At 35.4% G+C, this 26,242-nt stretch carries 22 protein-coding genes; 8 read left to right on the top strand and 14 right to left on the bottom strand.

The window, feature by feature from the left end; translation table 11 throughout:
* Positions 1 to 27 precede the first annotated feature (27 nt).
* From MKD52_RS00860 to flhA, 4 genes are read right to left on the bottom strand one after another with little or no spacing between them, the layout of a single operon-like run.
* The gene (locus MKD52_RS00860; RefSeq protein WP_242098932.1) at positions 28 to 1,167 is read right to left on the bottom strand and encodes a hypothetical protein; all 1,140 of its coding nucleotides are present in this window, start codon (positions 1,165 to 1,167) and stop codon (positions 28 to 30) included.
* Positions 1,168 to 1,174: 7 nt separating this feature from the next.
* Entirely contained in the window at positions 1,175 to 2,707 is a 1,533-nt protein-coding gene (locus MKD52_RS00855) for an MBOAT family O-acyltransferase (protein WP_242098931.1), read from the bottom strand.
* A gap of 18 nt (positions 2,708 to 2,725) precedes the next feature.
* The gene (locus MKD52_RS00850; RefSeq protein ID WP_242098930.1) at positions 2,726 to 3,775 is read right to left on the bottom strand and encodes a DHHA1 domain-containing protein; all 1,050 of its coding nucleotides are present in this window, start codon (positions 3,773 to 3,775) and stop codon (positions 2,726 to 2,728) included.
* Positions 3,776 to 3,784: 9 nt separating this feature from the next.
* Entirely contained in the window at positions 3,785 to 6,043 is a 2,259-nt protein-coding gene (gene flhA, locus MKD52_RS00845) for a flagellar biosynthesis protein FlhA (RefSeq protein WP_242099886.1), read from the bottom strand.
* Between the two features lie 149 nt (positions 6,044 to 6,192).
* Here flhA and rpsO point away from each other — a divergent pair, with 149 nt between their 5' ends.
* Positions 6,193 to 6,468: a 30S ribosomal protein S15 gene (gene rpsO, locus MKD52_RS00840; RefSeq protein ID WP_006655977.1), complete on the top strand. Its 276-nt coding sequence runs from the start codon at positions 6,193 to 6,195 to the stop codon at positions 6,466 to 6,468.
* 16 nt (positions 6,469 to 6,484) lie between these two features.
* Here rpsO and recG read toward each other — a convergent pair whose 3' ends face one another.
* Genes recG through bamA form a run of 4 tightly spaced genes read right to left on the bottom strand, consistent with a single transcriptional unit; the run spans position 6,485 to position 12,936 of the window.
* Positions 6,485 to 8,308, bottom strand: coding sequence for an ATP-dependent DNA helicase RecG (gene recG / locus MKD52_RS00835; RefSeq protein ID WP_242098929.1), 1,824 nt, complete (start codon positions 8,306 to 8,308; stop codon positions 6,485 to 6,487).
* Positions 8,305 to 9,546 (bottom strand): pitrilysin family protein, encoded by a 1,242-nt coding sequence (locus MKD52_RS00830; protein WP_242098928.1) that lies wholly within the window; start codon positions 9,544 to 9,546, stop codon positions 8,305 to 8,307. The genes recG and MKD52_RS00830 overlap by 4 nt, the downstream gene beginning before the upstream one ends.
* Positions 9,547 to 9,602: 56 nt before the next feature.
* The gene (locus tag MKD52_RS00825; RefSeq protein WP_242098927.1) at positions 9,603 to 10,688 is read right to left on the bottom strand and encodes a dehypoxanthine futalosine cyclase; all 1,086 of its coding nucleotides are present in this window, start codon (positions 10,686 to 10,688) and stop codon (positions 9,603 to 9,605) included.
* A 7-nt stretch (positions 10,689 to 10,695) separates the two neighbouring features.
* Positions 10,696 to 12,936 (bottom strand): outer membrane protein assembly factor BamA, encoded by a 2,241-nt coding sequence (gene bamA / locus MKD52_RS00820; RefSeq protein ID WP_242098926.1) that lies wholly within the window; start codon positions 12,934 to 12,936, stop codon positions 10,696 to 10,698.
* Between the two features lie 130 nt (positions 12,937 to 13,066).
* Between bamA and MKD52_RS00815 the strand changes: the two genes are divergently transcribed.
* A complete protein-coding gene (locus tag MKD52_RS00815; RefSeq protein WP_112057009.1) occupies positions 13,067 to 13,894 on the top strand; it encodes a prephenate dehydrogenase in 828 nt (275 codons plus the stop codon).
* Between the two features lie 3 nt (positions 13,895 to 13,897).
* On the opposite strand, the gene MKD52_RS00810 is transcribed toward MKD52_RS00815, so the two are convergent.
* The gene (locus MKD52_RS00810) at positions 13,898 to 15,070 is read right to left on the bottom strand and encodes a cation:proton antiporter (RefSeq protein ID WP_242098925.1); all 1,173 of its coding nucleotides are present in this window, start codon (positions 15,068 to 15,070) and stop codon (positions 13,898 to 13,900) included.
* Positions 15,071 to 15,237: 167 nt separating this feature from the next.
* Here MKD52_RS00810 and MKD52_RS00805 point away from each other — a divergent pair, with 167 nt between their 5' ends.
* From MKD52_RS00805 to MKD52_RS00780, 6 genes are all read left to right on the top strand, one after another.
* A complete protein-coding gene (locus tag MKD52_RS00805; protein WP_242099885.1) occupies positions 15,238 to 16,536 on the top strand; it encodes an aminotransferase class V-fold PLP-dependent enzyme in 1,299 nt (432 codons plus the stop codon).
* Between the two features lie 64 nt (positions 16,537 to 16,600).
* Positions 16,601 to 18,292 (top strand): acetolactate synthase large subunit, encoded by a 1,692-nt coding sequence (locus MKD52_RS00800; protein ID WP_242098924.1) that lies wholly within the window; start codon positions 16,601 to 16,603, stop codon positions 18,290 to 18,292.
* Between the two features lie 3 nt (positions 18,293 to 18,295).
* The gene (gene ilvN, locus MKD52_RS00795; RefSeq protein ID WP_112057006.1) at positions 18,296 to 18,766 is read left to right on the top strand and encodes an acetolactate synthase small subunit; all 471 of its coding nucleotides are present in this window, start codon (positions 18,296 to 18,298) and stop codon (positions 18,764 to 18,766) included.
* 8 nt (positions 18,767 to 18,774) lie between these two features.
* On the top strand, positions 18,775 to 19,785 hold the full coding sequence (gene lpxD, locus MKD52_RS00790) for a UDP-3-O-(3-hydroxymyristoyl)glucosamine N-acyltransferase (protein WP_242098923.1): 1,011 nt from the start codon (positions 18,775 to 18,777) through the stop codon (positions 19,783 to 19,785).
* A 78-nt stretch (positions 19,786 to 19,863) separates the two neighbouring features.
* Complete coding sequence (locus MKD52_RS00785) at positions 19,864 to 20,109, top strand: hypothetical protein (protein ID WP_054195130.1); 246 nt, start codon at positions 19,864 to 19,866, stop codon at positions 20,107 to 20,109.
* Positions 20,106 to 20,354 carry a hypothetical protein gene (locus MKD52_RS00780; protein ID WP_112057004.1) on the top strand — a complete coding sequence of 83 codons (249 nt, stop codon included), beginning with the start codon at positions 20,106 to 20,108 and terminating at the stop codon, positions 20,352 to 20,354. Before MKD52_RS00785 ends, MKD52_RS00780 begins: the two co-directional genes overlap by 4 nt.
* An 11-nt stretch (positions 20,355 to 20,365) precedes the next feature.
* Here the strand turns inward: MKD52_RS00780 and gltX are convergent, their stop codons facing one another.
* From gltX to MKD52_RS00755, 5 genes are all read right to left on the bottom strand, one after another.
* On the bottom strand, positions 20,366 to 21,766 hold the full coding sequence (gene gltX, locus MKD52_RS00775; protein ID WP_242098922.1) for a glutamate--tRNA ligase: 1,401 nt from the start codon (positions 21,764 to 21,766) through the stop codon (positions 20,366 to 20,368).
* Positions 21,767 to 22,025: 259 nt separating this feature from the next.
* Positions 22,026 to 24,296: a 5-methyltetrahydropteroyltriglutamate--homocysteine S-methyltransferase gene (gene metE, locus MKD52_RS00770; RefSeq protein WP_242098921.1), complete on the bottom strand. Its 2,271-nt coding sequence runs from the start codon at positions 24,294 to 24,296 to the stop codon at positions 22,026 to 22,028.
* Between the two features lie 145 nt (positions 24,297 to 24,441).
* Positions 24,442 to 25,014: a sugar O-acetyltransferase gene (locus MKD52_RS00765; RefSeq protein WP_112057001.1), complete on the bottom strand. Its 573-nt coding sequence runs from the start codon at positions 25,012 to 25,014 to the stop codon at positions 24,442 to 24,444.
* 15 nt (positions 25,015 to 25,029) lie between these two features.
* Positions 25,030 to 25,611 (bottom strand): NAD(P)H-dependent oxidoreductase, encoded by a 582-nt coding sequence (locus tag MKD52_RS00760; RefSeq protein ID WP_242098920.1) that lies wholly within the window; start codon positions 25,609 to 25,611, stop codon positions 25,030 to 25,032.
* Complete coding sequence (locus MKD52_RS00755) at positions 25,608 to 26,042, bottom strand: MerR family transcriptional regulator (RefSeq protein ID WP_115570701.1); 435 nt, start codon at positions 26,040 to 26,042, stop codon at positions 25,608 to 25,610. The genes MKD52_RS00760 and MKD52_RS00755 overlap by 4 nt, the downstream gene beginning before the upstream one ends.
* Positions 26,043 to 26,242 lie beyond the last annotated feature (200 nt).

The following is a 26,242-nucleotide window of genomic DNA, read 5'->3' as shown; positions in this document are numbered from 1 at the left end:
GGCTATTTTTGATAGCTTTTAGTGCTTTTATTTCTCTAATATTTTTGAATCTTTTATGATATTAATTAGTGGCGTTAAATCATAATCTTGGATTTTTTGTTCAAAAATATCAAAATAAGATTCTATATTATCAGGCGTTAAAATATGCTTTTTGTTTTGTATCGAATCAAGTTGCAAAGAATTCATATCAATATTGTAATGAGTAGAATCTTTGTAGTTAGCTATGTTATCTGCATAATCCAAAGTATCAAATCCATAAAAAGTTACATTGCTATAATGAGAGGTTTCTTTGATAAGCCAAGTTAAGATTTCTTTCCAAGTATAAAAGTAGATAGAATTGTTCTTAAAATAACCCTTCTCCATCTCCTTGCGATAAAATAATCTTGAGTAAGCTGGGATGATTATATAAAAATGAGTTTGAGGGTATTTTTCCATAAATGAGAGTAAATACTTTTGGATATATTCCTTTTGCTTAGATATATCTACGATATTTTGAGAATTTAAGACATTGCTTTGATAATATTTAAGTCTATCTATTGTATATTGATCTTGTGAATGCTTATCATACTTTATTAAATTTTCAATACCTCCAAACCCTTTTCGAATTTTTTCATAGATTATCCATGAAACTATGCTATCACCATCAAATGTTTTCCCTATGCATTCCTCTTTTTCAGAAAAAGTGAGAGCACAAATTATAGTTTTTTTATTTAAATATACTTTAATATCATTAAACGTATCATCATCATAAAGATAGCCAAACGAATCTACATTTTTCAATCTAGCATTTACAACTGCACTCCCATCTAATGAATATAAAATACTTTGGGGCTGTTTATGTGCAAATAAATAGTTTAAAATAACAGCTCTTTCGTTAAATACACTCCCACTCAACGAAATATTAACCCAATTACCTCCTAATTTTTCATTGGCTTCTTTTGCGGAAGTGTTTTCTAGCATCGAGGTACCTAGAATATAAGAATCAAAATCATAATGCTTAATAATTCCCAATGCCTGTCTTCTCATATCCATTAGAAAAGTTGTCTCTCTAAAATATGGCTTATGAAAAATTTGCATAGGATCATACATATAAATCAAGCCCAAAGACAAAACAGACAACAAAATAAAACACCCAAACCAATAAACAACAAATCTAAAATAACTCATAAAATCCCTAAAAATTAAAATAGATAAACTCTACATAAGGAGTTATACTAAGCGTAACAATAGAAATATAAAATAAAATTCCCGCAAAAAGAACATTCTTCCATGAGGGCTTAAAATCCTCTAAAAGCTCAATGCTATTTTTTGCACATAAAATCACAATAAACCCAATGATTAAATAAAATAATGTTTCATTTCTTCCCTCAATCTGTGCTAGAAGTTTGGGGATATGTCTTGCTTTTTCTGGTAATTCTACCCACACAATTCCAAACATTCCTTGCAATAAATTCAAAGCACCTTGTAAATTCTCAGCCCTAAAGAATATCCAAGTGAGATTAAGAAAATTAAAAGTAAGAAACCAACAGAGCATCTTATAAAAACGACTTTGTAAAAATGCACTTTTTTGCCAATTAAAAGACTCCAGCAAATACCCATAAGTTCTATGCAAACACATTGCAATCCCATGCAATGCACCCCAAATCACAAACCCAAAACCAGCCCCATGCCAAATTCCACTCAAAAAAGCAACAATAAAAAGATTTCTAAGTGTAAGAATCTTTGAACCCTTATTCCCTCCTAGCGGAATATAAAGATAATCCTTTAAAAATTTACCTAAAGTAATATGCCATTTTCTCCAAAACTCCGTAATATTGAGTGCCTTATAAGGGGAATTAAAATTGATTGGCAAAAGAATTCCAAAGAACAATCCTAAACCTATCGCCATATCGCAATAACCGCTAAAGTCAAAATAAAGCTGAAAGGTATAAGCAAGTGAAGTTACCCAAGATTCTGCTATATTTAAAAATCCGCCATTTTCCACTATGCTAAATCCATTATTCGCCCATTTTGCAAAGCTATCTGCAATAAAAACTTTTTTAAACAAACCTATAGAAAAGATAAATACACCTTTTGCAATCTTATCCCATTGTATCCAAGTGTTGTAAAAAAGCGTTTGGAATTGTGGCATCATTTCTTTGTGATGCACGATAGGACCTGCTATAAGCTGCGGAAAAAAACTAACAAATAAACAATAATCTAAAAAATCAATCTTAGAATCACCCAAAAAAGTATTTTCTTCTAAATCTTTAACATCAATTTTTTTGTAACAATCCACCAAAAAAGCAATCTGTTGAAAAGTGAAAAATGAAATGGCGAGTGGCAAAAGAATATGAGGCAAAGGAATGCTAAAATCCAATTGAAAAAATTTAGAGAATAAATTAAAGTTTTCTAAGAAAAAGTCTGTGTATTTAAAAAATCCGAGCAATACAAGATTGAAAAAAATTCCAAGATAAAGATAAAATTTAGCTTGATTATTCTTTTTAGAGAGGCTCTTTAGGATTAATAAAGCAATTCCATAGTTTGTAAAAATCGAAAACAAAAGGATTCCAAGATATTTTATCTCCCAAAAAGCATAAAAAAACAAGCTGCCAAGCACCAAAAAAAGTTTTGCCAAAAAATTCTGTTTAAAATATTTTAAACCATAAAATCCTACAAACATTACAGGTAAAAAAGCAAAAATAAAGATATAAGAACTAAATACCATCAAATATTCCTAGCATTTTTAACAATCTTTAAAGATTTGTTCAACAAAATCTTTAATATCCTCATAAATAAAGCTCTCTTTAAAATCCTCAATTTTCCCACCACTTGCATTGGGGTGTCCGCCTCCATTGAAATATTTCTTCGCTATTGCACTCACATCGCAATTACCATTTGCTCTCAAACTCACATTTCCTCTTGCACTCACATCAAGAAAAAAATCAAAATCTGCGTGTGTTTTTAAAAATAAATTTGCCAAAACTGAAATATTGCCAATCCCATAGCTCAAAAAACCTCGGTATTTTTCACAATACAAACTACATCTATCTGACTTTTGCCCTAAAAGCTCATTTTGAAAACGCGAGACAAGATTATCTAGCGTATCACCAAGCAAACTCCCCTTTAAGTAGCGTTTTTTCATTTCCAAAATTGCATTATCAAGCAAAATATGTCCCTTCTCATCTCCCAAAAAGCAACTTGATTCTCGCAAAAGAGCAAGTTTATATGCCCTATCCTCATCATCAAACATAAAGCGATTAACTTCCTTGCATTCTACGATTAATCGCATCGCAACCTTGCCAAACTCAAAGGCAAAACCCTCTTCATTCCACAAATCAATGCTATTAATCATCTCCACCATAGGTTCTAGCCATACCCTCACACTCTCATCAAGCCCAAATCTCTCTAACAGCGTGTCATAGACTATCTTTGTGGCACATCGCTTCGTATCTAGCACATACCACTCAAATTTATTTGCACATTCTTGTCCGCTTTTGTGATGATCGAGCAATTCATAACTCACTTGATAACCATTTAAATTAAGCTCCAAGATTTCTTTTTTTAGTTCTTCGCATTCTTTTAAAGTCAAATTTAAATCGCTAATTAAAATATGTGATTCGACTTTATTTTTTCTAATATCCCTAAAAATCTGCTCCAATCTAGCCAAAACTTCCTTACCATAATTAGCATTATAAAAAAAGATTTGACTAGCCTTGCTTTTATAAAATTCATTGCTCACAAGCTGGCAACCATAGCCATCTAAATCAATGTGTGAGAGGTGAAAAAAGTGCATTTTTTTCCTTTAAACTGAGAAATCAATACTTCCCAAAATTTCAAATTTACTTTGATAATCAATCTCTGCCGTGCTTAAAACCACGATATTACGCCCAAAACCATATTGCTCCAAAAAGATTGCCAAAGGCTTTCTAAGCACCATAGGCACACCACCAATGATAGTTGGCACCGCCCCCATAGAAACACCTTTTTGATAAGTCACATTAATAGCATCTAAAAGGCTTTGCGATTCAGTAGGACTTAAGCGCAATCTTTGACCGATTTTTTGTTGATCGGGCAATTTTTCCAACAAAAACTGCTCCATAGTAGGTGAAAGCACAAAATAGCGTAAGATTCCGTCATCACTTTGAAAATTATGTGTAATTAAGCGTTTTAGACACGCCCTTACATATTCACTCAAAGTCGGCAAATCCGACTTGTATGCTGGATAACCATCAGCAATGGCTTCAGCAATACTTAGCATATCTTTAATAGGAATTTGCTCGTGTAATAATTCTTTTAAAATATGCTGGATACTTCCAATGCCCACGCCTTTAATCTCTTCTGCCAAAATTGGATAATCTTGCCCAAGTTTGCCAATAAGGTTAGCAACTTCTTGACGCGTGAGCAATTCTTCGGCGTATTGCTTGATTAACTCTTGAATATGTGTTGAAATCACCGTAGCACCATCAATGATTGTATATCCTTCAATAATTGCATCTTCTTTTTTGTCTTCATTAATCCAATAAGCATCTAATCCAAAAACTGGCTCTTTGGTGGGAATACCATCAGGCAATTCCCCCACAAATCCGCTTGAAGCAATTGCCAAATATTTATCAACCATAATCTTGCCCCTACCAATTTCAATCTCTTTGAGTAAAATTTGATATTCATCAGGAGCAAGATTCAAATCATCTCTTAAATGAACCATAGGCACTAAGATTCCATAGTCTGTTGCCATAGTCTTACGAATCGCCCGAATCTTATTAACTAATTCTCCACCTTGTGCAGGATCGGCAAATTTAATAAGTTGATAACCAAGCCCTACACGCAAGATTTTTACCTTTAATGCCTTGTCAATTTCAGCTTCTTCTCTTTTTTTACGTTCTTCTTCACTTTCTTGAGGTTGTGGTTTTGGTGCTGTTTGCTGTGCATTTTGAGGAGTTTGCCCTCCTTTTTTTGCTTGTCTTTGCGGAAGTGTAGTTTGCTCATTTGGACTATCTTTTTTGCGCACTTTTTGGAAAAGCGATTCAACATATTTCCATACTTCTCCATCTTTTTGTTTATTTAAAAGTAGTGCTAAAGACAAAAATATCAATCCAACAAACCCCAAAGAAAGCGTAGGCAATCCAGGGACAAGGGCAAACATTAGTAAAATACAACCCACAATCATTAGAGTTTTTGATTCATTAATGAGCTGATCAATGATACCAGAAGCAAAATTTTCTCCCTCTTTACTAAAACGCGTTACGATAATACCTGTTGCTGTAGAGACAATTAAAGCAGGAAGTTGAGAAACTAATCCATCTCCAATCGTTAAAATAGTAAAAGTAGAAGCCGCATCTGCCACACCCATATCGCGTTGAAATACTCCAATTAAAAAACCGCCAATAATATTAATAAGCGTGATGATGATTCCTGCAATAGCATCACCCTTTACAAATTTATTAGCACCATCCATAGAACCATAAAAATCCGCTTCTGCTGCTAATTCATCACGCCTTGCTTTAGCTTCCTCTTGTCCAATTAATCCTGTATTTAAGTCTGCATCAATTGCCATTTGCTTCCCGGGCATTGCATCAAGCGTAAAACGAGCCTTCACTTCTGAAACTCTTGTAGAACCATTGGTAACAACCATAAAGTTAATAATTATCAAAATGATAAACAAGATAATTCCAATAACATAATTTCCGCCCACAACAAACTGCCCAAAAGCCGTGATAATATCGCTCACTGCCTCTGGTCCTAAATGTCCATTACTCAAAATCATTCTTGTAGTAGCAATATTTAGCGAAAGTCTAAAAAGCGTAACAATCAAAAGCAAAGTGGGAAAAGCCGAAAAATCCGTTGGTTTTTTAACATAAAGGGCTATAAGAATAATCAAGACTGAAAGTGCAATGGAGATTACCAAGAAAAGGTCAAGCAATGCACCAGGGAGTGGCACGATGATAATCGCCAAAATCGCTACAATAAAGAAAACAACCGTTAAGTCTTTAGAACCCGTTAATTGCGATAAAAAAGGCGAGATTCTGCTAAAAAAAGATGCTTTTTGTCCTGTTTGTGCCAAACCCACTCCAAACCTATAAAAATAATAAGTCTGTAATTTTAATCGTTTTTGCCCATTAAAATCAATATAAATTTAAAATTTTTTATCTTTTTTCAAAAAAATTATGCTACAATCACAGCTTTTAAAATTACCAATCAGGAGGTCTTATTATGGCTCAAGATTCGGCGAAAAAAAGAGAAATTACTTCTGCTTTTGCTAGAAATCCTAAAGACACAGGCTCAGTTGAAGTGCAAGTGGCACTTTTAAGCGATAGAATTAAAACCCTAACAGAACATTTAAAAGTGAATAAAAAAGATCACTCTAGTCGTTTAGGCTTAAGAAAAATTGTTTCTCACAGAAAAAGATTGCTTAGCTACCTTAAAGGAAAAGATTTCAAGCGCTATGCGACTCTTATTGAAAAGCTAGGATTAAAAGACAGAGGTTAATTCCTCTCTTTTATTCTCATTTATCTAGCTCTTTTAACGCTACTTTAGCAAGTTTAATCACTTTTTCATCACTTCCCAAATTAATCCATTCAAATTGTTTTCCACTTTGTTGCTCTCCGCTTAGCAAATCGCCACTATTACGATACTCTAAATCCATTTGCGCCACTTCAAATCCACTTTGTATCTGACAAAATCGCCTTAAGCGCTCATTATTAGCCTGGTTAGAATACAAAAAACAATACCCCTTTAATCCATTCCTACTAACCCTTCCACGCAATTGATGCAGTGTTGCCAATCCCAAGCGCTCTGCTCCAACAATCACAATTGTAGAGAGTTTTGGCAAAGAGATTCCAACTTCTACCACCGTGGTTGCCAATAAAATACTTCCCTTATCTCTAAATTCCTCTAATACTTCTTCTTTAAACTTATCCTTGCCATGAGTGATATAAACTCCACCAAAATGACGCTTCCAAAATTCTTCGCCTTCTTTTAGTGAAACATAATCCATTGCTTTGCTTTCTTCTACCAAAGGATAAATAATCAAAACTTGGCGTTGAAGGGAAATTTCTCTTTGAATATGCACTATAAGTTCTTTAAAATCCGCTTTAGCTATCACTCTTGAAGTAATGTCTTTTTTAAAAGGTAAATCCAAAATAAAACTAAAATCCAAAAATTCTGATTCAATCATTGCTAAAGTTCTAGGAATTGGAGTTGCAGAAAATTGTAAAATATGAGGTCTTTTTTGATTTTCTTCAAACATTCTCTCTAAAGTATTTCGCTGTGCTGTCCCAAATCGATGCTGCTCATCAATCATCACTAAAGCAAAATTTTGCATCTTTTGATAAAGCAACGCGTGTGTGCCTATTACAAAATCACTTTGCTCTAAATCACCCTTTTTACTTCCTTGTGTCCATAATGCTACCCTAAGATTTTTAGGCAGATATTTTTGGCTTTCATCGTAGATTTGTTTGGCCAAAATCGAAGTTGGGACCATCAACACACTTCTTTTAGGGTAAGCTATAAGCACACCAGCAAAAATCACCATTGTTTTGCCACAACCCACATCACCCACAATAACGCGCCTTGTAGATTTTGCAGAATCCAATGAATGAGCAATCTCTAAAATCGCCTTTTCCTGTCCTTTAGTTAGCTTAAAAGGCAAATACTCTTGCCATTGCCTAAAATCACCCCTTAAAGCACAAACACTTGGAAATTCAACTTTTTTGGTCTTTAATTGGCGCATATACTCATAAATTTCTACAAACTTCAATGCTTCTAAATTTTTTCCAAAAAATCCATGATTCTTATTATATTCTACAAAAAATTCTAAGCTAGGCTGAAAAATCAATAACAATGCTTCTAAAATCTCTAAGGGGACACTAGGATAAGTTTGATAAAGCAAATCTAAATCCAAACTCTCCACAAATTCTTGCAACACCAAAACTCTAGCACCCTTAGCCTGAAAATTTGGCAAAATCTTTCCTGTTTGCTTAAGCACTTTTGGCTGAATCACACTAATAAAGCCACCTTGAATTTGCACCTTTCCACTCACAACAAGTCTCTCACCAACCTTAAAAATAGACTTATGATAAGTTTTGGCATTAAAAATCATTAGATCAATTTCTCTATCTAATAGTGGTGCATAGCACAGCACTCTTGCATTTTTAAAGTTAGAATATCTTAAAACTTCAACTTCCAAAACCGCTTGAGTATTGGCGATTAATTGAGACGATAAAATTGTATTAGAATAATCTTTGGGAGTAAATTTCAAACAAAAATCAAAAAAGCTTTTTATGCCTAGTTTTTGAATATTTAGCGGAAGCAGGGTTGGCAGATTCAATCTGCACTCACCACACTAAAAGTAAGTTTTGTAATTTCTTTATGAGATTTAATATAATCATTCACTTCTTTTAAAGCAAGATTCTGAATTTCTTGCAAGACTTGTGCATTAAAGTCCAAAGGCAAACCCTTGTAGTAATTATTAAACGCACTTCCTAATCTCTGGGAAAGCGTTTCATTGTGCAAAGGCTCACTACCTAGCAAATACTGCTTTGCTTCTTGCAATTCTTGCTCACTAATACCCTTTGCCACAAACTCATCAACCACTTCTTGCACAAGTTTTTGGGCTTCTTTTTCATTTTTTAAGCTCGTTTGCAAATATCCCCTTGCATAAGAAAATGTTTTTCCTGCTTCTAGTCGCATTACCGCAGAATAAGCCAGACCTCTTTTTACGCGCACCTCTTCCATCATACGACTTCCAAAGCCACTCCCTCCAAGCACAAAAGAAGCCACCTTAATTAACGCACTTTCTTTTTGGAGATTCTCCACATTAAGCGGTGATCCAAAATAAATATATGCTTGCTTGGTTTCCTTAATCTGACGCTTTGTTTGAGGCTTATCATTAGCACTAAATGGTTTAATCTCTACAGAATCCCCCACCGGTAAAACCGCTAAAAGATCTCCTAAACTTCGAGTTATTTTGGCATAATCCACATCACCGCCCACAATCACAATAGCAGATTTCAAATTTACATATTTATGATAAAACTGCTCTATTTCTTCTAAAGACATTTGCGCTAAAGTCTCTTTAGTCCCACTTAATGGATTTTCTAGCACACTACCTTTAAATAACATAGCACTCAAAGCGCGATTAGCCTGATAATCAAAGTCATTTTCTCTTTCTAAGATTCCAATGAGTGAATTTTCTTTTACTTTTTGCAAAGCCTTAGGAGTGAAATTTGGATCTTGCATTAAATCTTTTAAATATTTTAATCCACTCTCTTGCTCTTTGCTCATTCCACTTAATGTGAAATTCATCGTCTCTAGCCCACTTCCCACACTTAAACTTAATGCCTTCTCCTCTAGCTTTTGTGCAAACTTAGTTACACCAAGCTTTTGTGTCCCTTCATTTAAAAGTGAGCTTACAACATCAGATAGCCCATAATTTTTTTGATTACTCACTCCACCTGCACCCTTAAAAACAATTTGGACAAAAAACAAAGGAAGTTGCGAATTTTTCTCATACAAAACAGGAATCTCCACCCCTTTAACTTCCACTTTTTTTAATTCCACTGCCATTAAAAATCCTTTGAGAAATAATAAATTTAAAAAAATTACTAAAACTTTTTTCATTACTAAAAAATCTCCAAAATATCATAAGCTGTATTGCGCTTAGCTGGAATCTCGCCCACATCTTTAATTAAAGAAATCATCTCTGCTTGATTCATTGAGTTTCTAGCACCTGCTGCAGCAACAACATTTTCTTCCATCATCGTGCTACCCAAATCATTAGCTCCAAAAAGCAATGCAAGTTGCCCAATATAAGAACCTTGTGTTACCCAGCTACTTTGAATATTTTGAAAATTGTCCAAAAAGATTCGACTGCAAGCCAAAAGTCTCAAATAGCGATTAGATGAAGCTTTATGAAGTGTTGGAAATTCCTTTTGTAAAGGTGTAAAAGCAGGTTGAAAACTCCATAAAATAAATGCTCTAAAGCCATTGGTTTCATCTTGAAGATTGCGGATTCTCTCCCAATGCTCAATAATATCTGCATCATTCTCCACACTTCCAAACATCATTGTAGCGGTGCTTCTCATACCAATTTTGTGGGCTTCTCTATGCACTTCTATCCATTCATCGCTATCTAGCTTTTTTGGCGCTATGACATCACGCACCCTATCGCTTAAAATCTCCGCTCCTGCGCCAGGAATTGAAGCTAATCCGCATTTTTGAAGTCTTTTTAATACTTCAGCAATAGAAATTTTAGAGATTTTTGCAATGTAATTAATCTCAATAGCAGAAAAGCCATGCACCGTAATTTGAGGATATTTTTGTGAAATATGTGAAACTAACTCTTCATACCATTCTATCTTAAGACTTGGATGCACCCCACCTTGAAAAAGTATTTGTGTCCCACCAATAGCAAGTAACTCTTCAATCTTTTGATCAATTTCTTCAAAACTAAGAATATAAGTCTCACTTTCATTAATTCTGCGCTTAAAGGCACAAAATTTACAATCCACCCAACAAATATTAGTGTAATTAATATTCCTATCAACCACAAAAGTTGTAATATTATCTGGATGCAAAACCTGCTTAATCCCAAAAGCTCTTTCGCCCAATTCTTTCAAAGAGGCGTTTTGCATTAAATCCAAAATTTCTTCCCTACTCACACGCGGAATCTTAGTCCTAACGATTGCTCTATCTATTTTTTCTTGCATTGTCATCTTAAAATCTCTGTCCCATTGTAAATTCAAAAGAAGAGGTATCATCACCCTTTTTGGGATTAAGTGCTTTAGGAACAATAAAAGTAATAGCTCCAATAGGTGAAATCCATTCCAAAGCTACTCCCACAGAATCGCGCTGAATCTGCGTTAATTTATCCTCCCCTAACATACCATAATCATAAAAGGCACTCAATCGCATTTGCACCGTTTCAAACAATCCATAGCTTAACTCCACTGAACCATAAAGCGTTTGATTTCCACCAATCCTCACTCCATATTTATCGCGTGGCGTGATAGAGTTACTTTGGAAACCTCTAAGTGAGCTAACACCCCCTAAATAAAATCTCTCATTAATAGGGACATAACCATTATCATCAATATACCCAAACTTCGTGCGGAATCTAAATATCAAATCCAAATCAGTCCAATCTTCTAAGGATTTAAAATAATATAAATTCCCAAAATATTTCCAAAACTTAGCATCTCCCCCAACTCCTGCATATTCCAAAGAACCACCTGCTTTCCAACCATTTTTTGGAAAGAAATAAGAATCGGTATTATCAAAATACACCCCAGGAATCACGGAAGATTTAATATATTCTCCCTTATAGTAGCGACTATAAAAAGGGTTATTAAAATCAGAAAGTTTAGATTTTTGATAAGTGTAACCCACACTTGCTTCTAGGGTATCTGTGATTCTTCGCCCACCAACAAGACTAGCCCCTTGTGTAATCTCACGATAATCATAATCTGTATAATCTGTTTGATAAATATCTGTAGAAAGACTATAATTGCTATCCAAAACTGCAGGATTATAGAGATTTAAGCGATAAGAAGTAGAAACCTCACTCTTATCAAAGTAAAGTCCAGCTGTTAGCCCTGTCCCAAAGATATTTCTATCTTTAATAGATGCACTCCCCATTATTCCATCATAACTTCCATACCCTACACCAAAGGTAAATTCTCCTGTCTTACCCTCCTTGACATTCACAATCAAATCAATATTTTCTTCATCAACGCGCTTTTCTTCAATATCCACGCTATCAAAACCACCTGTTCTCATAATCGCATTTTTAGAGCGCTCAATCTTACTCATTTGATATTGATCACCTGGAGCTAACAACACATTTCTACGAACCACCCTATCAAGCGTCTTAGAGTTACCCGAAATCAAAACATCGCGCACCTTTACTTTTTTGCCAGGTTGAACATAATAAATTACCCGCACTTCCGCATTCTCTTGATTCTTATCCAAATCCGGAGTTACTCGCGTGAAGGCATAACCCAAATCACCGATTTTATGTTTAATTGCTTCTGTGTCCTTACGCATTGTGCTAATATTAAATTTCTTACCCTTTTTTAAACTCACAATATCATAAAGATCTTCTAGCGGAATCACATCCTCTTCTAAAACAATATCAATTCCAGAAACCTTATAAAGTTGCCCTTCTTTGATATAAAAATCTAATTCAGCATTATAAGTGGTAAAATCTGTCCTTAAAAAAGGCGTATCTACTTCTGCATCCAAAAACCCTTTTTGCATATAGAGATCGCGGATTCTAAGCGCATCATTTTCAATTTCATTAATTTGCAATTTACCGCTATTAAACCCCCACATCCAGCCAAGAAAATCCCGCTCTTTATTAGCCGTAGATGCTTCAATACGTGAAACTTTTAATTCATCTCTACCATAATAATTTGCTTTTCTAATAATAATTTCTTCACCCTTATTAATCTCTAGCGTTACTTTAAGTGCATTTTGCGAAATTTCCTCTGTTTTTACTTCCACAACAGTGTTATAAAACCCTTGAGATTCTAAAAGTGCAATAATCTTTTTTCGCGTATTAGCAATTTTTAGTTCATCATAAACATCGCCCTTTTTAAGCCCTATTTCTTTATCAAGGACTGATTGCTCTTTTCCTGCGCCATATCCACTCACTACCAAACTTGCAATTACGGGCTTTTCAACAAAATGATAAGTTAAAATTCCATTTTCTTCTGTAATCCAAATATCTTTAAAATATCCTTGCTCATAAAAATTAATAATACTTTTATTGACACTTTCAATATTCATTGTTTCATTAATCTTAATCTTGGCAATCTCATTTGCAATCAAGGGGGAAATGTAGTTTAACCCCTCATAGCGAATCTCTTTAATAACAGGCAATTCTGCTGCTTTTAAGCCACTTGACAAAGCAAAAGCTACCGCTACAAAGGATAATGTTTTTGGGAAAAAGCTCATCTTATTTTGCACCTTAAAGAATTAGAATTTTTTTGGATTATATCTTTTTTGAGTTTAAAGCTAACAAAACTAAAGTAAATAAATATATAATTTCATACAAAAATAAAATTTCAAATATGTGGGTAATAATATGCAAGCTGGAATCATTGGTTTAGGATTAATTGGCGGTTCTTTAGGGTTAGCTTTAAGAGAAACAGGAATGTTTAAGAGAATTTTAGGATTAGATAATAACGAGATTCACTTACAACAAGCGCTTTCTTTGGGACTAGTCGATGAAGGGGTGGAACTTGATGAAATCAAGCTTTGTGATGTTATTTTTCTTGCCATTCCCGTTGAGGCAATTTTAAAAACTCTACCCAAACTAACAGGAATCGCTCCACACACAACCATCATTGATCTAGGTAGCACCAAGCACCTCATCTCCCAAAATATCCCCCAAGAGATTCGCAAAAACTTTGTTTGCGCACACCCCATGAGTGGAACAGAAAACTTTGGTCCCAAAGCAGCCTTTAAGGAATTGTTAGCTCATCACATTATCGTTTTAACCGACTTAGAGCAAAGCGGAGAATTTCAAGCAGCTATGGCAAAGGAGATTTTTGTCTCCCTTAAAATGAATATTATCAAAATGGATTCAAAATCTCACGACAATCACGCTGCATTTATTAGCCATTTGCCCCACATTATTAGCTATGCCATTGCTAACACTGTGCTATCCCAACAAAATCCAAAAGATATTTTAGCACTTGCAGGTGGTGGTTTTAAAAGTATGGTAAGAATCGCCAAAAGCTCCCCAATAATGTGGAGTGATATTGCTAAGCAAAATAAAAACGAATTACTCAAATCTCTTGACTTTTTTCAAAAAGAACTTGATTTTGCAACCTCCCTTATCAAAGAAGAAAAATGGGAAGAACTTGCCAAATGGATGGAAAAAGCCAATTCACTCTATGAAATCTTTTAAGCTTCAAGCAAAGCTTGTAGAATCCTTGGCTTTATAATTGCTAATTAGTTTAATGCAAATGGTCAATAAAATCCCCTCTAAAAGAGCTGCAATAATAAACGCATAATATTCCTCTGCGCTAATGGCACCAAATTGCTTCCCAAGCTGTGCTGTTGCCACTAAAAAAGTAAGTGGCATCGAATGGCTAAAAGCAAAAAGCAAGACTTCTTTACGATTTTCAAAGTATTTTCTATATGCTACAAAAGCACCAATGATTCGCAAAAGCACCATTACTACAATAATCACAAATACTTCTGAAAACAAATGGGGGTTTTGAAAAATTAAATCCAAATCCAAAGTTGAACCCACATACACAAAAAATAATGGAACAAAAAAGCCAAAGCCAATTTCATTAAGTTTTTCTGCTAAGCCCTTTTGATGATGGAAATAAGTTGCTAGAATCATTCCTGCTAAAAATGCTCCAAGCACACGCTCTAAGTCTAATATTTGCGCAATTCCAATCATAGTTAAAAACAACATCACGCCAAAGCGAATATCTTGATTCTTGCTTGAATGTTGTGGAATCACATAAAACTTTAATGTTGGAAACCACCAAAATAAAATATTTGCCACCTTAAAAATCCCAACAATCACGCTCAAAAAGGCAAAAAGCACAAAAAGTGTTTCATAAAGCTTCCAAGTAATTCCATAAGAATACACACCATTTAAAAGCACCAAAACCACAATACTAATAAGCTCTCCCAAAATCCCAACATTCAATGCCATTTGAAGCCATTGTGTGTTTTTGGGATATTCTCTCAAAAGCGCCATAATCATTCCCAAACTCATAACCGGCAAAGTCGCGATATAAAATACAGACAATCCACTATAAAGCACATATAAAACCGCCACACCATAAAGCATAAAAAAATACACACTGGCTGATTTTATAAACTCCACTCCAAGCCTACTAAAGGTTTTTAAATCCACTTCCAAGCCACACAAAAACATTAAGAACAAAAACCCAATATGTGCTACAAATTCCAAAGAATCAAAATGTTTAAAAAAACCAAAATAAAATGCCAAAGCTCCAAGCAAAATCTCTACCACCACTAAAGGAAGCCTTGTTAATGCGCTAAAAAAGGGCGCCACAACAATCAATAATGAAATCACACCAAAAGTAATAAGACTATCCATAAAATACAATCGCTCCAAAAAAATTTACAAAGTATAACAAAAGCTCCTTAAAAACAGACTCTAAATTTAACAAACAAAATTCCCCAAAAAACTATTATAATTATGCTAATATGCCAAATTAAAAATGGGAGACTTTAAAAGTGGAAAAAGATTTTTTCGCCCCCTTATTGCCTTATAATTTTAAGAATCTAAGCACCAAAGAAAAAAAGGCTTTGCTTAAAAAAGAAATTTTACTTGCAAAAAACAAACATTATTTTGATTGGACAGCAAGTGGTTTAGCTGCAAAATGCATAGAAAAACGCATTAAAAAGATTCTTCCCTTTTATGCCAACCCACATTCTGAAAGCTCCCTTCACTCTAAAATTATCGGTAAAACTTATGAACAAGCACGCAAGAATCTTAAGCAAATCTTTGGGCTTGATTCTAGCTTTGCACTCATTTCTTGCGGTTTTGGGTCAAGCGCTGCTATCAAAAAGTTTCAAGAAATCCTAGGAATCTATCTCCCACCTCAAACTAGAAAAACTCTCAAACTCCACGAAATTGATTCCTCTAAATTACCTCTTGTAATCGTTGGACCCTATGAACACCACAGCAATGAATTAAGCTTTAGAGAAGGTTTATGCGAAGTGATACGAATCCCACTTAACACTGAAGGCTTAGTGGATTTAAAGGCTTTGGAGCAAATTTTGATTGCTAATGTCCATCGCAAAATCATTGCTTCTTTTTCGCTTGCTTCAAATGTTAGTGGGATTTTAAGCCCTTTTATGCAAATCTCAAATCTAGTCCGAGAATATGGCGGAATTGTCTGCTTTGATATGGCAAGCTCCTCTGCTTATTTTGACATTCCTGCGTCTTTTTATGATGTTGCATTTCTCTCTCCACACAAGCTCTTAGGAGGAATTTCAAGCAGTGGAATCCTCATTATCAAGCGCAATTTAATCAACAAAACCCTGCCTCCTACTTTTTGTGGTGGCGGAGTGGTGGGCTATGTTTCGCGCACAAGCCAAATTTATTTTGCTAATGAAGAGATTCGTGAAGAATCAGGAACGCCTGGGATTTTAGAATTTATTAGAGCGAGTTTGGCTTATCAATTGCGCCAAGAAATTGGACAAGAATGGATTATGCAAACCAAAGAAAAGCTCATTCGAATCTTTAAAGAGTTTTTAGAAAGCCACCCTAAAATCACTCTTTATGGCAATCCAAACTACAACATTGTTGGAACTTTTGCATTTAATCTCCAAGAAAAATCTCCTTATGAAATTGCCACTATACTTTCAAATAACTATGGAATCTTGGTGCGCGCAGGTTGTTCTTGTGCAGGACCTTATGGACACGATTTACTGAATTTAAAAGACAATACAACTTTTAATCAAAAACCTGGTTGGATTCGCGTAAGTTTGCATTACACACATCGCAAAAAAGAACTCTATTACCTTTGTGAATGCCTAAAAAAATTGTGCAAATAAGTCTTTTGTAAGCTTTAATCAAGCTTTTTTCATTACAATAAAACAAAAAGATTTAGGATTTGCTATGCAATTAAATGGCTCTGAAATGGTTATCCACGCCCTTAAAAATGAGGGCGTAAAGGTAGTCTTTGGTTATCCTGGTGGTGCGGCTTTAAATATTTATGATGAGATTTATAAGCAAAATTTCTTTGAACATATTCTCACACGCCACGAACAAGCTGCAGTTCATGCTGCTGATGGTTATGCTAGGGCAAGTGGAGAAGTGGGTGTAGCTATCGTAACAAGCGGACCTGGCTTTACAAACGCTGTTACAGGAATCGCAACAGCTTATATGGATTCAATCCCTCTTGTCATTATTAGCGGTCAAGTCCCAACAAGCCTTATTGGGACAGATGCTTTTCAAGAAATAGATGCTGTGGGAATCTCTCGCCCCTGCACCAAACACAATTTTCTTGTTAAAGACATTCAAGAGCTACCGCGAATCCTAAAAGAAGCTTTTTATATCGCTAGAAGTGGGCGTCCTGGTCCGGTGCATATTGACTTGCCCAAAGACATTAGTGCAACAATTGGAGAATTCAACTATCCAAGTGAAATCAAACTCCAAACCTATAAACCAACCTACAAGGGCAATCCACGCCAAATCAAGAAAGTAGCTCAAGCCATCAAAGAATCCAAAAAGCCACTTTTATACCTTGGTGGAGGCTGTGTGGCTTCAAAAAGTGCAAATCTCATCAAAGAATTCTGTGAAATCACTCATATTCCAGTTGTTGAAACGCTTATGGCAAGAGGGATAATGCCCTATAATCACCCTGATTTGTTAGGAATGGTGGGAATGCATGGAAGCTATGTTGCTAATATGGCAATGAGCGAAACTGATCTTATTATCGCGCTTGGAGCGAGGTTTGATGATAGGGTAACAGGAAAGCTAAGCGAATTTGCCAAATATGCACAAATCGTGCATGTCGATATTGATCCAAGTAGCATTAGCAAAATCGTTGATGTTACCTATCCTATTGTTGGGGATATTAGCAGTGTTTTAGAAGAGCTTTTAGGATTAGTCAAAGAAGATTATGAAGTTAAAAATATTCTTGCTTGGAGAGAGACACTAGGGCGCTATGACAAACTTCATCCTTTGAGCTATGAAGATTCTGAAGAGATTTTAAAACCCCAGTGGGTTATTAAAAAAATAGGTGAAATTCTAGGCAAAGAAGCATTTATCTCTACTGATGTTGGGCAGCATCAAATGTGGGCAGCGCAATTTTATCCCTTTAGCTTTCCTCGCCAATTTATCACAAGTGGCGGTTTAGGGACTATGGGCTTTGGTCTGCCTGCTGCAATGGGAGCTAAAAAGGCATTTCCAGACAAAACTTCCATTAATATTAGTGGAGATGGAAGTATTTTGATGAATATTCAAGAGCTAATGACCTGTTTAGCAAGTCAGATTCCTGTAATTAATGTTGTTTTAAACAATAATTATTTAGGCATGGTAAGGCAGTGGCAAACTTTCTTTTATGAAAATCGCTATTCAGAAACTGATTTGCAACTCCAGCCAGATTTTGTCAAACTTGCCGAATCTTTTGGCGGAGTCGGATTTATCATTCATACCAAAGAAGAATTTATCCAATGTCTTAATAAAGCTATTAACTCCAACAAACCTGCTTTGCTTGATGTGCGAATTGATCGCTTTGAAAATGTCTTGCCCATGGTGCCAACTGGTGGAGCATTGTTTAATATGATGTTAGAGTATAAGGAGTAAGCTATGGAGATTAAACGCGTTATTACCGTAACGGTTTTAAATGAACATGGGGTATTATCAAGAATTAGTGGATTATTTGCAGGGCGCGGATATAATATCGAATCACTCACTGTTGCACCCATTTTTGATACCAATCTTTCTAGGATAACCATCACAACACAGGGAGATAAAAAAGTATTAGAACAGATTTTAAAACAACTCCACAAACTTATCCCTGTGTTAAAAGTTTTAGAAGATGAGCAAATTATTGAGCAAGAATCAGTGCTTGTAAAATTTTCCAATAAAGAATCCCTTAGCGAACTCTCGGCTATTTTTACAAGTTACAATGGAAAATTGCTAGAAGTGAATGAAAAATACGCAATTTTTATGGCTTGTGATTGCCATATGCGAATCAATGGCTTACTCCAAGCTATCCAAACCTATAAACCAAAAGACATTACAAGAAGCGGTATTTCAGCCATTGAAGTCAATTAAGGAAGATAATGTTACTCAATCAAATTGTTAGCTTTTTAAAAGAAAAAGAGGTTTTAGGTGAGATTTTACAATGGAATGAAGGGAATAAAGATTGGATAGAACATTCTAGCTTTTTTGATTCTGAAGCGATTACTCATATTGAATCGCCCCTAAAGGCTACTTATGATTCCCTTACATTTTTAGAAAAAGAAAAATACCTAGCCGATATTGAAAAAACTAAAGCCAAAGTCATTCTCACGCGCAAAGCCTATGTCAAAAATCTCCCTAAAACTTCTCTTGCTTTTGTGAGTGAGAATCCTTATCTAGCAATGGCATACTTAACGAAATTTTTTGCCAAACCACTCTTTAGCTCCAAAATTGCCCCAAAAATTGCCCAAAATACTACAATTGCTCACAATGCTACAATCGGAAATGGTAGCGAGATTGATGAGAATTCCGTGCTAATGGCGGGTGTTGTGATTGGGGAAAATGTCAAAATTGGGAAAAATTGCATTCTCTATCCTAATGTTTGCATTTATAATGATTGCGAAATTGGAGATAATGTCATTATTCACGCTAATTCTGTTATTGGGAGTGATGGATTTGGCTATGCTCACACCAAAGATGGACAACACATTAAAATCCACCACAATGGCAAGGTTGTGCTTGAGAATGAAGTTGAAATAGGCTCTAATACCTCTATAGACAGAGCGGTTTTTGGGCAAACGCGCATCTGCAAAGGCACAAAAATTGATAATCTTGTTCAAATTGGACATAATTGTGATATTGGCGAACACTCTATTATTGTTTCCCAAGCAGGAATCTCTGGCTCTACCACAACAGGGCGCAATGTAGTGCTAGGGGGACAAAGTGGAAGTGCTGGGCATTTACATATTGGCGAATTCACTCAAATTGGCGCAAGGGCAGCAATCACAAAAAGTGTTCCTGCTTTTGGAAAATTCTCTGGACACCCACTTTTGCCAATTCAAGATTGGCTAAAACTGCAAGCTCTTTTTAAAAAAATGATCAAAAATAAGTAATTTCAGTTATATTTAAGTTCTACTTCAATATACTCCTTTAAGCAAGGCTAAAAACAGCAACCTTAAAAGGAGAAAGCAATGAAAGAGGAAAGAATCTTTAAAACTATCCCTCTAAATGACACAAAAAATGGAACCATTAGTTTTGCAATCATTAAAAATCCCTATGAGGAAGATGGCAATGTTGTTGTCAGTATCGGCATTATGATAGATGATACAAAACCAGAGTGGAAAGTCCATATACCCTTCTCCCAAATCAAAGAAGTAAGGAAGATTCTCAAAAAAGCTCACAAAAAATATAAACCAAGCAAAAAAGGCAAACAATGAAACAAAAAATCAAAAAACTAGCTTATACAATCCCTCTTGATAATGATTATATCCACGATGCCAATATCGTCGTTGCCAAAATCAATGTCCCAAGCAAAAAAGATAAAAAACAAACGGCAATTTCTATCTCACTCAATCTCAATGATGATACAAAAGACATTACTCACCCCGAATGGAAAGTCATCATTCCCAAACGAAAAGTCAAAAAACTGCGTAAAGCCCTCAAAAAAATCTGCAAAGATTGATTTTGCAGATATTAGCCCTTAAAGCTTTCTAGGGCATTTTGGATTCTCTTTATTATTTCTTCTTTCTCCAAGCTAGCAAGCAAAGGGGCAATTCCTACGCCGCCACTCTTACCAAGCAAAGCATAACGCAAAGGCACAAACAATACTTTTGCTTTGATTCCGTGAAAATCTGCAAAAGTCGCCATCTCATTTTCAACTTCTTGAGCAGTTGCTATTGGTTTTTTAAGTGCTTTAATATAAGCACAAAACTCTCCTAAAAGCCTAATATTTTCCTCGCTAGAAACCTTATGCTGCATCTTTTCATCATAGCTTTTTGGCGTTTGCAAACAATCTTTTAAAATCTCCACAAAATCCACTAAAGTCTTAGAACGCTCTTTGATTTCTGGATACAAAATCTCTTGCACTCTCTCTTGTGGAGTTTCCACATTGAAATTTTTGCTCAAAAGTATATTTAAAGAATCATTGCTTAGCTCTCTAATATAATGGCTATTAAGCCATAAAAGCTTCTCTTGATTATAAGCTGAAGGGGCTGAATTCAAATCATTGGGATTAAAAAACTCTAACATTTCTTTTTTGCTAAAAATCTCTTGATCTCCATGACTCCAACCAAGTCGCACAAGGAAATTCAAAAGTGCTTCTGGCAAATAACCCATTTCTTTATATTCCATAACACTCATTGCACCATCGCGTTTGCTAAGCTTATGCCCTTGTGAATTAAGAATCATTGGCACATGAAAAAATCGTGGCACCTTGAATCCTAAAGCCTCATAAATAATAATCTGCTTAGGCGTATTGCTCAAATGATCATCCCCCCTAATGACATCTGTAACGCCCATTAGCGCATCATCAATTGCTACACAAAAATTATAAGTTGGCGTCCCATCGCTTCTTGCAATAATAAAATCATCTAGCTCTTTTGCAGCAATTCTCATCTCACCTTTCACACCATCCTTAAAGCAAATTTCACCACTTAAAGGTGCTTTGATTCTCACTACTGGCTGTATTCCGCTTGGGGGTGTCCCTTGAAAATCACGATAACGATTATCATAACGCGGAGTCTCCCCTCTTTTGCGTTGTTCCTCGCGCAATAAATCCAATTCTTCTTTACTCATATAGCAATAATACGCCTTGCCCTCTTTTAGAAGCTGATCAATGTATTGCTGATAAAGCGGAAATCTTTGGCTTTGATAAACGACCTCACCATCATAATCCATTCCAACCCACTCAAAGGCTTGAATAATAGCCTCTTTTGCATCGGTAGAATTTCTTGCTAAATCTGTGTCTTCGATTCTTAAGAGAAATTTACCTTTATTGGCTCTTGCATAAAGATAATTAAAAAGCGCGGTTCTAAGACCACCGATATGTAGGTAACCTGTAGGGGATGGGGCAAATCGCGTTACTATTGTTTCCATATTTTAAAAGTCTCCAAAAACTTAAAATTTTAGGAATATTACCAAATTCTAACTTGTAAAATTTATAAGTTTTTAAAAACTTCTTTTAATTCCTTGCTGGAATTTGCCTTACTCTATATATTTGCTTTTTTTCTGCAACTTCTGTTTATGCTTTTTATTTGTGTATTTTTTATAATCTTTACTAGGATGCTTGTATGCCTTTAATTACCACCAAATTAGCTTACAAGCTCTCCATTGTCTTTTACTTGATTTTTAAAAATTATTTTAATGTGCCTCGCACAGCCTTAACTGCCTCAACCATATTTTTAAGGCTTGGCTTGACTTCTTCCCATTTTCGAGTTTTTAGCCCACAATCTGGATTGATCCATAATTGTTCTTTTGGCAATACTTCCAAAAGTGCTTTGATTTGATCGATGATTTCTTGTGTGCTTGGGATTCTAGGGCTATGAATATCATACACACCCGGTCCTACTTCATGTGTATAGCCAACTTCCTTAAAGACTTTTAGCAACTCATTTCCGCTTCTTGCAGTTTCTATACTAATCACATCAGCATCCATTGCCTCGATAGTTTTGATAATGTCATTAAACTCACTATAACACATGTGTGTGTGAATCTGTGTATTTGCCTTTGCTACTGCGGTAGAAACCTTAAAGCACTCTAGCGCCCATCGCTCATATTCTTTGATATTTTCTGCGCGCAAAGGATACCCTTCTTTAAAGGCTGCCTCATCGACTTGAATGATTTTCACTCCGCCTTTTTGTAAATCATCAATCTCATCAGCAATGGCTAATGCAATTTGTTCGCATACTTGTGAGCGTACCATATCATCGCGCACAAAACTCCAATTTAGAATCGTTACAGGTCCTGTTAGCATACCTTTCATAATTTTTTTCGTAAGACTTTGTGCATACAAAATCCAATCAAGCGTCATTGCCTTAGGTCGTGCTACATCACCAAAAATAATAGGTGGCTTTACACAGCGGCTACCATAGCTTTGCACCCAACCATTTTGACTAAACACAAACCCTTCAAGCTGCTCCCCAAAATACTCCACCATATCATTGCGTTCTGGCTCTCCATGCACCAAAACATCTAAATCAATTTCTTCTTGAAACTTCACACAATCTTGTATGTATTCTTTGATTCCTGCTTCATACGCATCTTTGCTAATCTCACCTTTTTTATACCCCAAACGCAATGCACGAAGTTCTGGTGTTTGAGGGAATGAACCAATTGTTGTTGTCGCAAGATCTGGATAACCTAGCTCATCTCGTTGAATCTTAATACGATCTTTAAAAGCTACATCGCGGCTTTTTAATGTATTTTTGCTCACGCGATCGCGCACAGCTTTATTGTTTGTTTTTTCAGAAGTTTTACGCGCATTATTAATAGCCTTATTGGCTTCAAAAAATGCTTTGCTTCCTCCATTTACGCCATTTTTAAAGAGATCTTCAAGCACCCTTAATTCTTCAAGTTTTTCTTTTGCAAAGCTAATCCAACTTAGAATTTGTGAATCCATTTTGCTTTCATCATCTTTCCCAAAAGGCACATGCAAAAGTGAGCAAGAAGTAGTGATTACTACGCGCTCTTTTGGAATTTGTGCTGTGATAGATTCTAATGTTTTGAGTTTAGATTCTAAATCTGCTACCCAAATATTACGCCCATCAATAAGCCCTGCAAAAAGCACCTTGTTGCTTGCTGCGATAGCACCAAGAGATTGTGTATTTTTAGCCCCTGCGATAAAATCAAGTCCTATACCATGAATGCTTGTTTGTAATAAAACTTCTGTAAGCTCATTGCTATGCTCAAAAAAAGTTGTTACGATAGTTTTGATACCTTTTTGTGCAATGCTTTCATACACTTCTTTAATAGCTTGTTTATCATAGACACATTGTGCTTGTGGCGTATCATTGTGCCATCCACGCACAAAAATAGGCTCACTAAATTCAATCACAACTTCTGAATCTAGTTTGGCAATCTCATCAACCAAATCTAAATACGCACTCTTAAGCTTTGCAAAAATAGCTTTTGGATCACCTTGTGCAATTTTGCTTAATCCAAAAAATGTAAAAAGTCCTATAAGTGAAATCTTTGGCGTATATCCTAGCGCTTTAGCTTCATTGTATTGATCCTTTAGTGTTTGAATCTGTGCTTGATATACATCTGTTTGACTAAGCTCTGGCACGACATAGTGATAGTTTGTGTTAAACCATTTTGTCATTTCACACGCTACACCTTTTGCATGTCCGCGCGCCATAGCAAAATATCCCTCCAAACCGCTTAAGTCTTTAAATCTTTGTGGCTTTGCACCAAGTGCATAGGCAAGATCCAAAATATTATCATAGTAGCTAAAGTCATTGACACATACATAATCAAGATGTTTTTGTGCTTCCCAATGCTTTTTACGCAAATCTTTGGCTACATTTTCTAAATCACTTTGGCTACATTTTCCAGCCCAAAATGCCTCTAAAGCTTTTTTCAGCTCTCTATTTTGTCCGATACGAGGAAATCCAACGATACTACTCATTATAATCCTTTTTATGAAATTTTATTTTGACAGATATTATTGCATAGTTTTTTTAAAAACACAATATGTGTTTAAAAATTTATGATAACTTTCCTCTCAAAAATCTCTATTTATCTCCTCGTCAATCGTCTTTTTTCTACAAATCCTATTTATAATTTTCTATCGCTATTTTTTTGATAAGTCTTGCAGGATTTCCACCCACGATAGAATTTGGCGGGACATCTTTGGTAACGACTGCATTAGCACCCACGATAGAATTTTCACCAATCCTAACACCCGGACAAATAGTTGCTGCTACACCTATCCACACGCGCTTTTGGATATAAATAGGCTTGCAAATGGTAGTGGTGCGATTATAGGGATTAATGTCGTGGTTAATGGTGATGAGATTAACTTTTGGTCCGATAAACACCTCATCATCAATATAGATTCCGCCCCGATCCATAAATGTGCAAGCGGTATTAACAAAAACATTTTTGCCAAAATATATATTACGCCCAAAATCCGTATAAAAAGGTGGTAAAAGCCACAAACTAGAATCCACCTCTCTTCCCATAATTTGACTTAAAATCTCACGCACTTGCTCCTCGCTTTTTTCTCCATTATTAAGCTTGGCGATGAGTTTTTGCGTGTGCTTAATCACTTCGATGATAGGTGCGACTTCAGGATCTCTAGAATCTAGTGGCACACCAGCCAAATCTTTCTCAAAAACATTCATAATCCTATCCTGACTTTAACCAAACACTTTTTGCAAATGTGCTTTATACTCTTGTATGTATTGTTCTACTTGTGGGTTTTTGACCACATCATTACAAATAAATGTCGGCAAAGCCTGCATACCTAAAAATTCGTGTGCCTTATGCAAATGCAAATACACGACATCTACACCCACACCACCAAAAAACTCATCTTTGTCTGTAAATGCCTCAATGGGTGCATTCCAAGTAAGACTAAACATATATTTCTTATCGTGTAATAAGCCACCTTTGCCATAATTTTTGCTTGGGTTATCACGATGTCGCCCATCACTAGCACAAAATTTTCCAGCTCCTGCCATAAATACTTTATCTATATATTCTTTTACTATCCAAGGCTCACCCATCCACCAACCAGGCATTTGATAAATCCATACATCAGAATCTAATAACTTTCGCACTTCAGATTCTATATCATAGCCCTTATCTATATGTGTTTCTACAATATTACACCCAAAAGATTGCAATGTTTCTTTAGCCACTTCTTGCAAAGTCGCAGAAAGCCTACCTTCACTACTACCAAACTTTTTGCTTCCATTAATCAGTAATATATTTTTCATACATTCTCCTTTTTGCAGTCTTTTTTACAACCTTTGTATTGTTTGCTTTGTGGATTAAATCCATCGATATTATTATGCAGCATTTCATCATAAACACCAAGCTTATACTCTAGCGTTTCAAGCACAGATTGTAGCTCCTCAATAGTATCTGTAACAATCTCTTTTTGCCTAGCAATCAATTCTCGTCGCTCTTTTGCTGTGCAATCGCCCTTATTTGCAAGCTCTATGTAATATTTAATCGTCGGAATATCCATTTGGGCTTTACGAAACCAATTAATCCAACGCACCCATTCCACATCACGCTCACTAAAATATTTAACTTGATTGTTATCTTTTTCCACAAAGGGAAATAAGCCTTTCTTTGCCCAAAAACGCAAGGTATGTGAAGACACTCCTGTCTTTTTTTCTACCTCAATAATTGTATAAGCCACAAATGCCTCCTTAGGATCACCTGCTGATAAAACCTAAATCCACAAAATATATGAAATTATAAAACATGAGAGTTACTCTAAGTCAAGGGTGGGCAAAAATTAGCCCTAAAGAAGCAATTTGAAGATTAAAATAAAAAGAGATGCAGTATTGCAAAAATTGGCATTATCATAATCCTACCTTACAATAATAATTTACCAAT

The organism is Helicobacter sp. CaF467b (assembly GCF_022664765.1).
Classification (GTDB): domain Bacteria; phylum Campylobacterota; class Campylobacteria; order Campylobacterales; family Helicobacteraceae; genus Helicobacter_D; species Helicobacter_D colisuis.
This window is presented reverse-complemented; position numbering and strand designations above follow the sequence as displayed.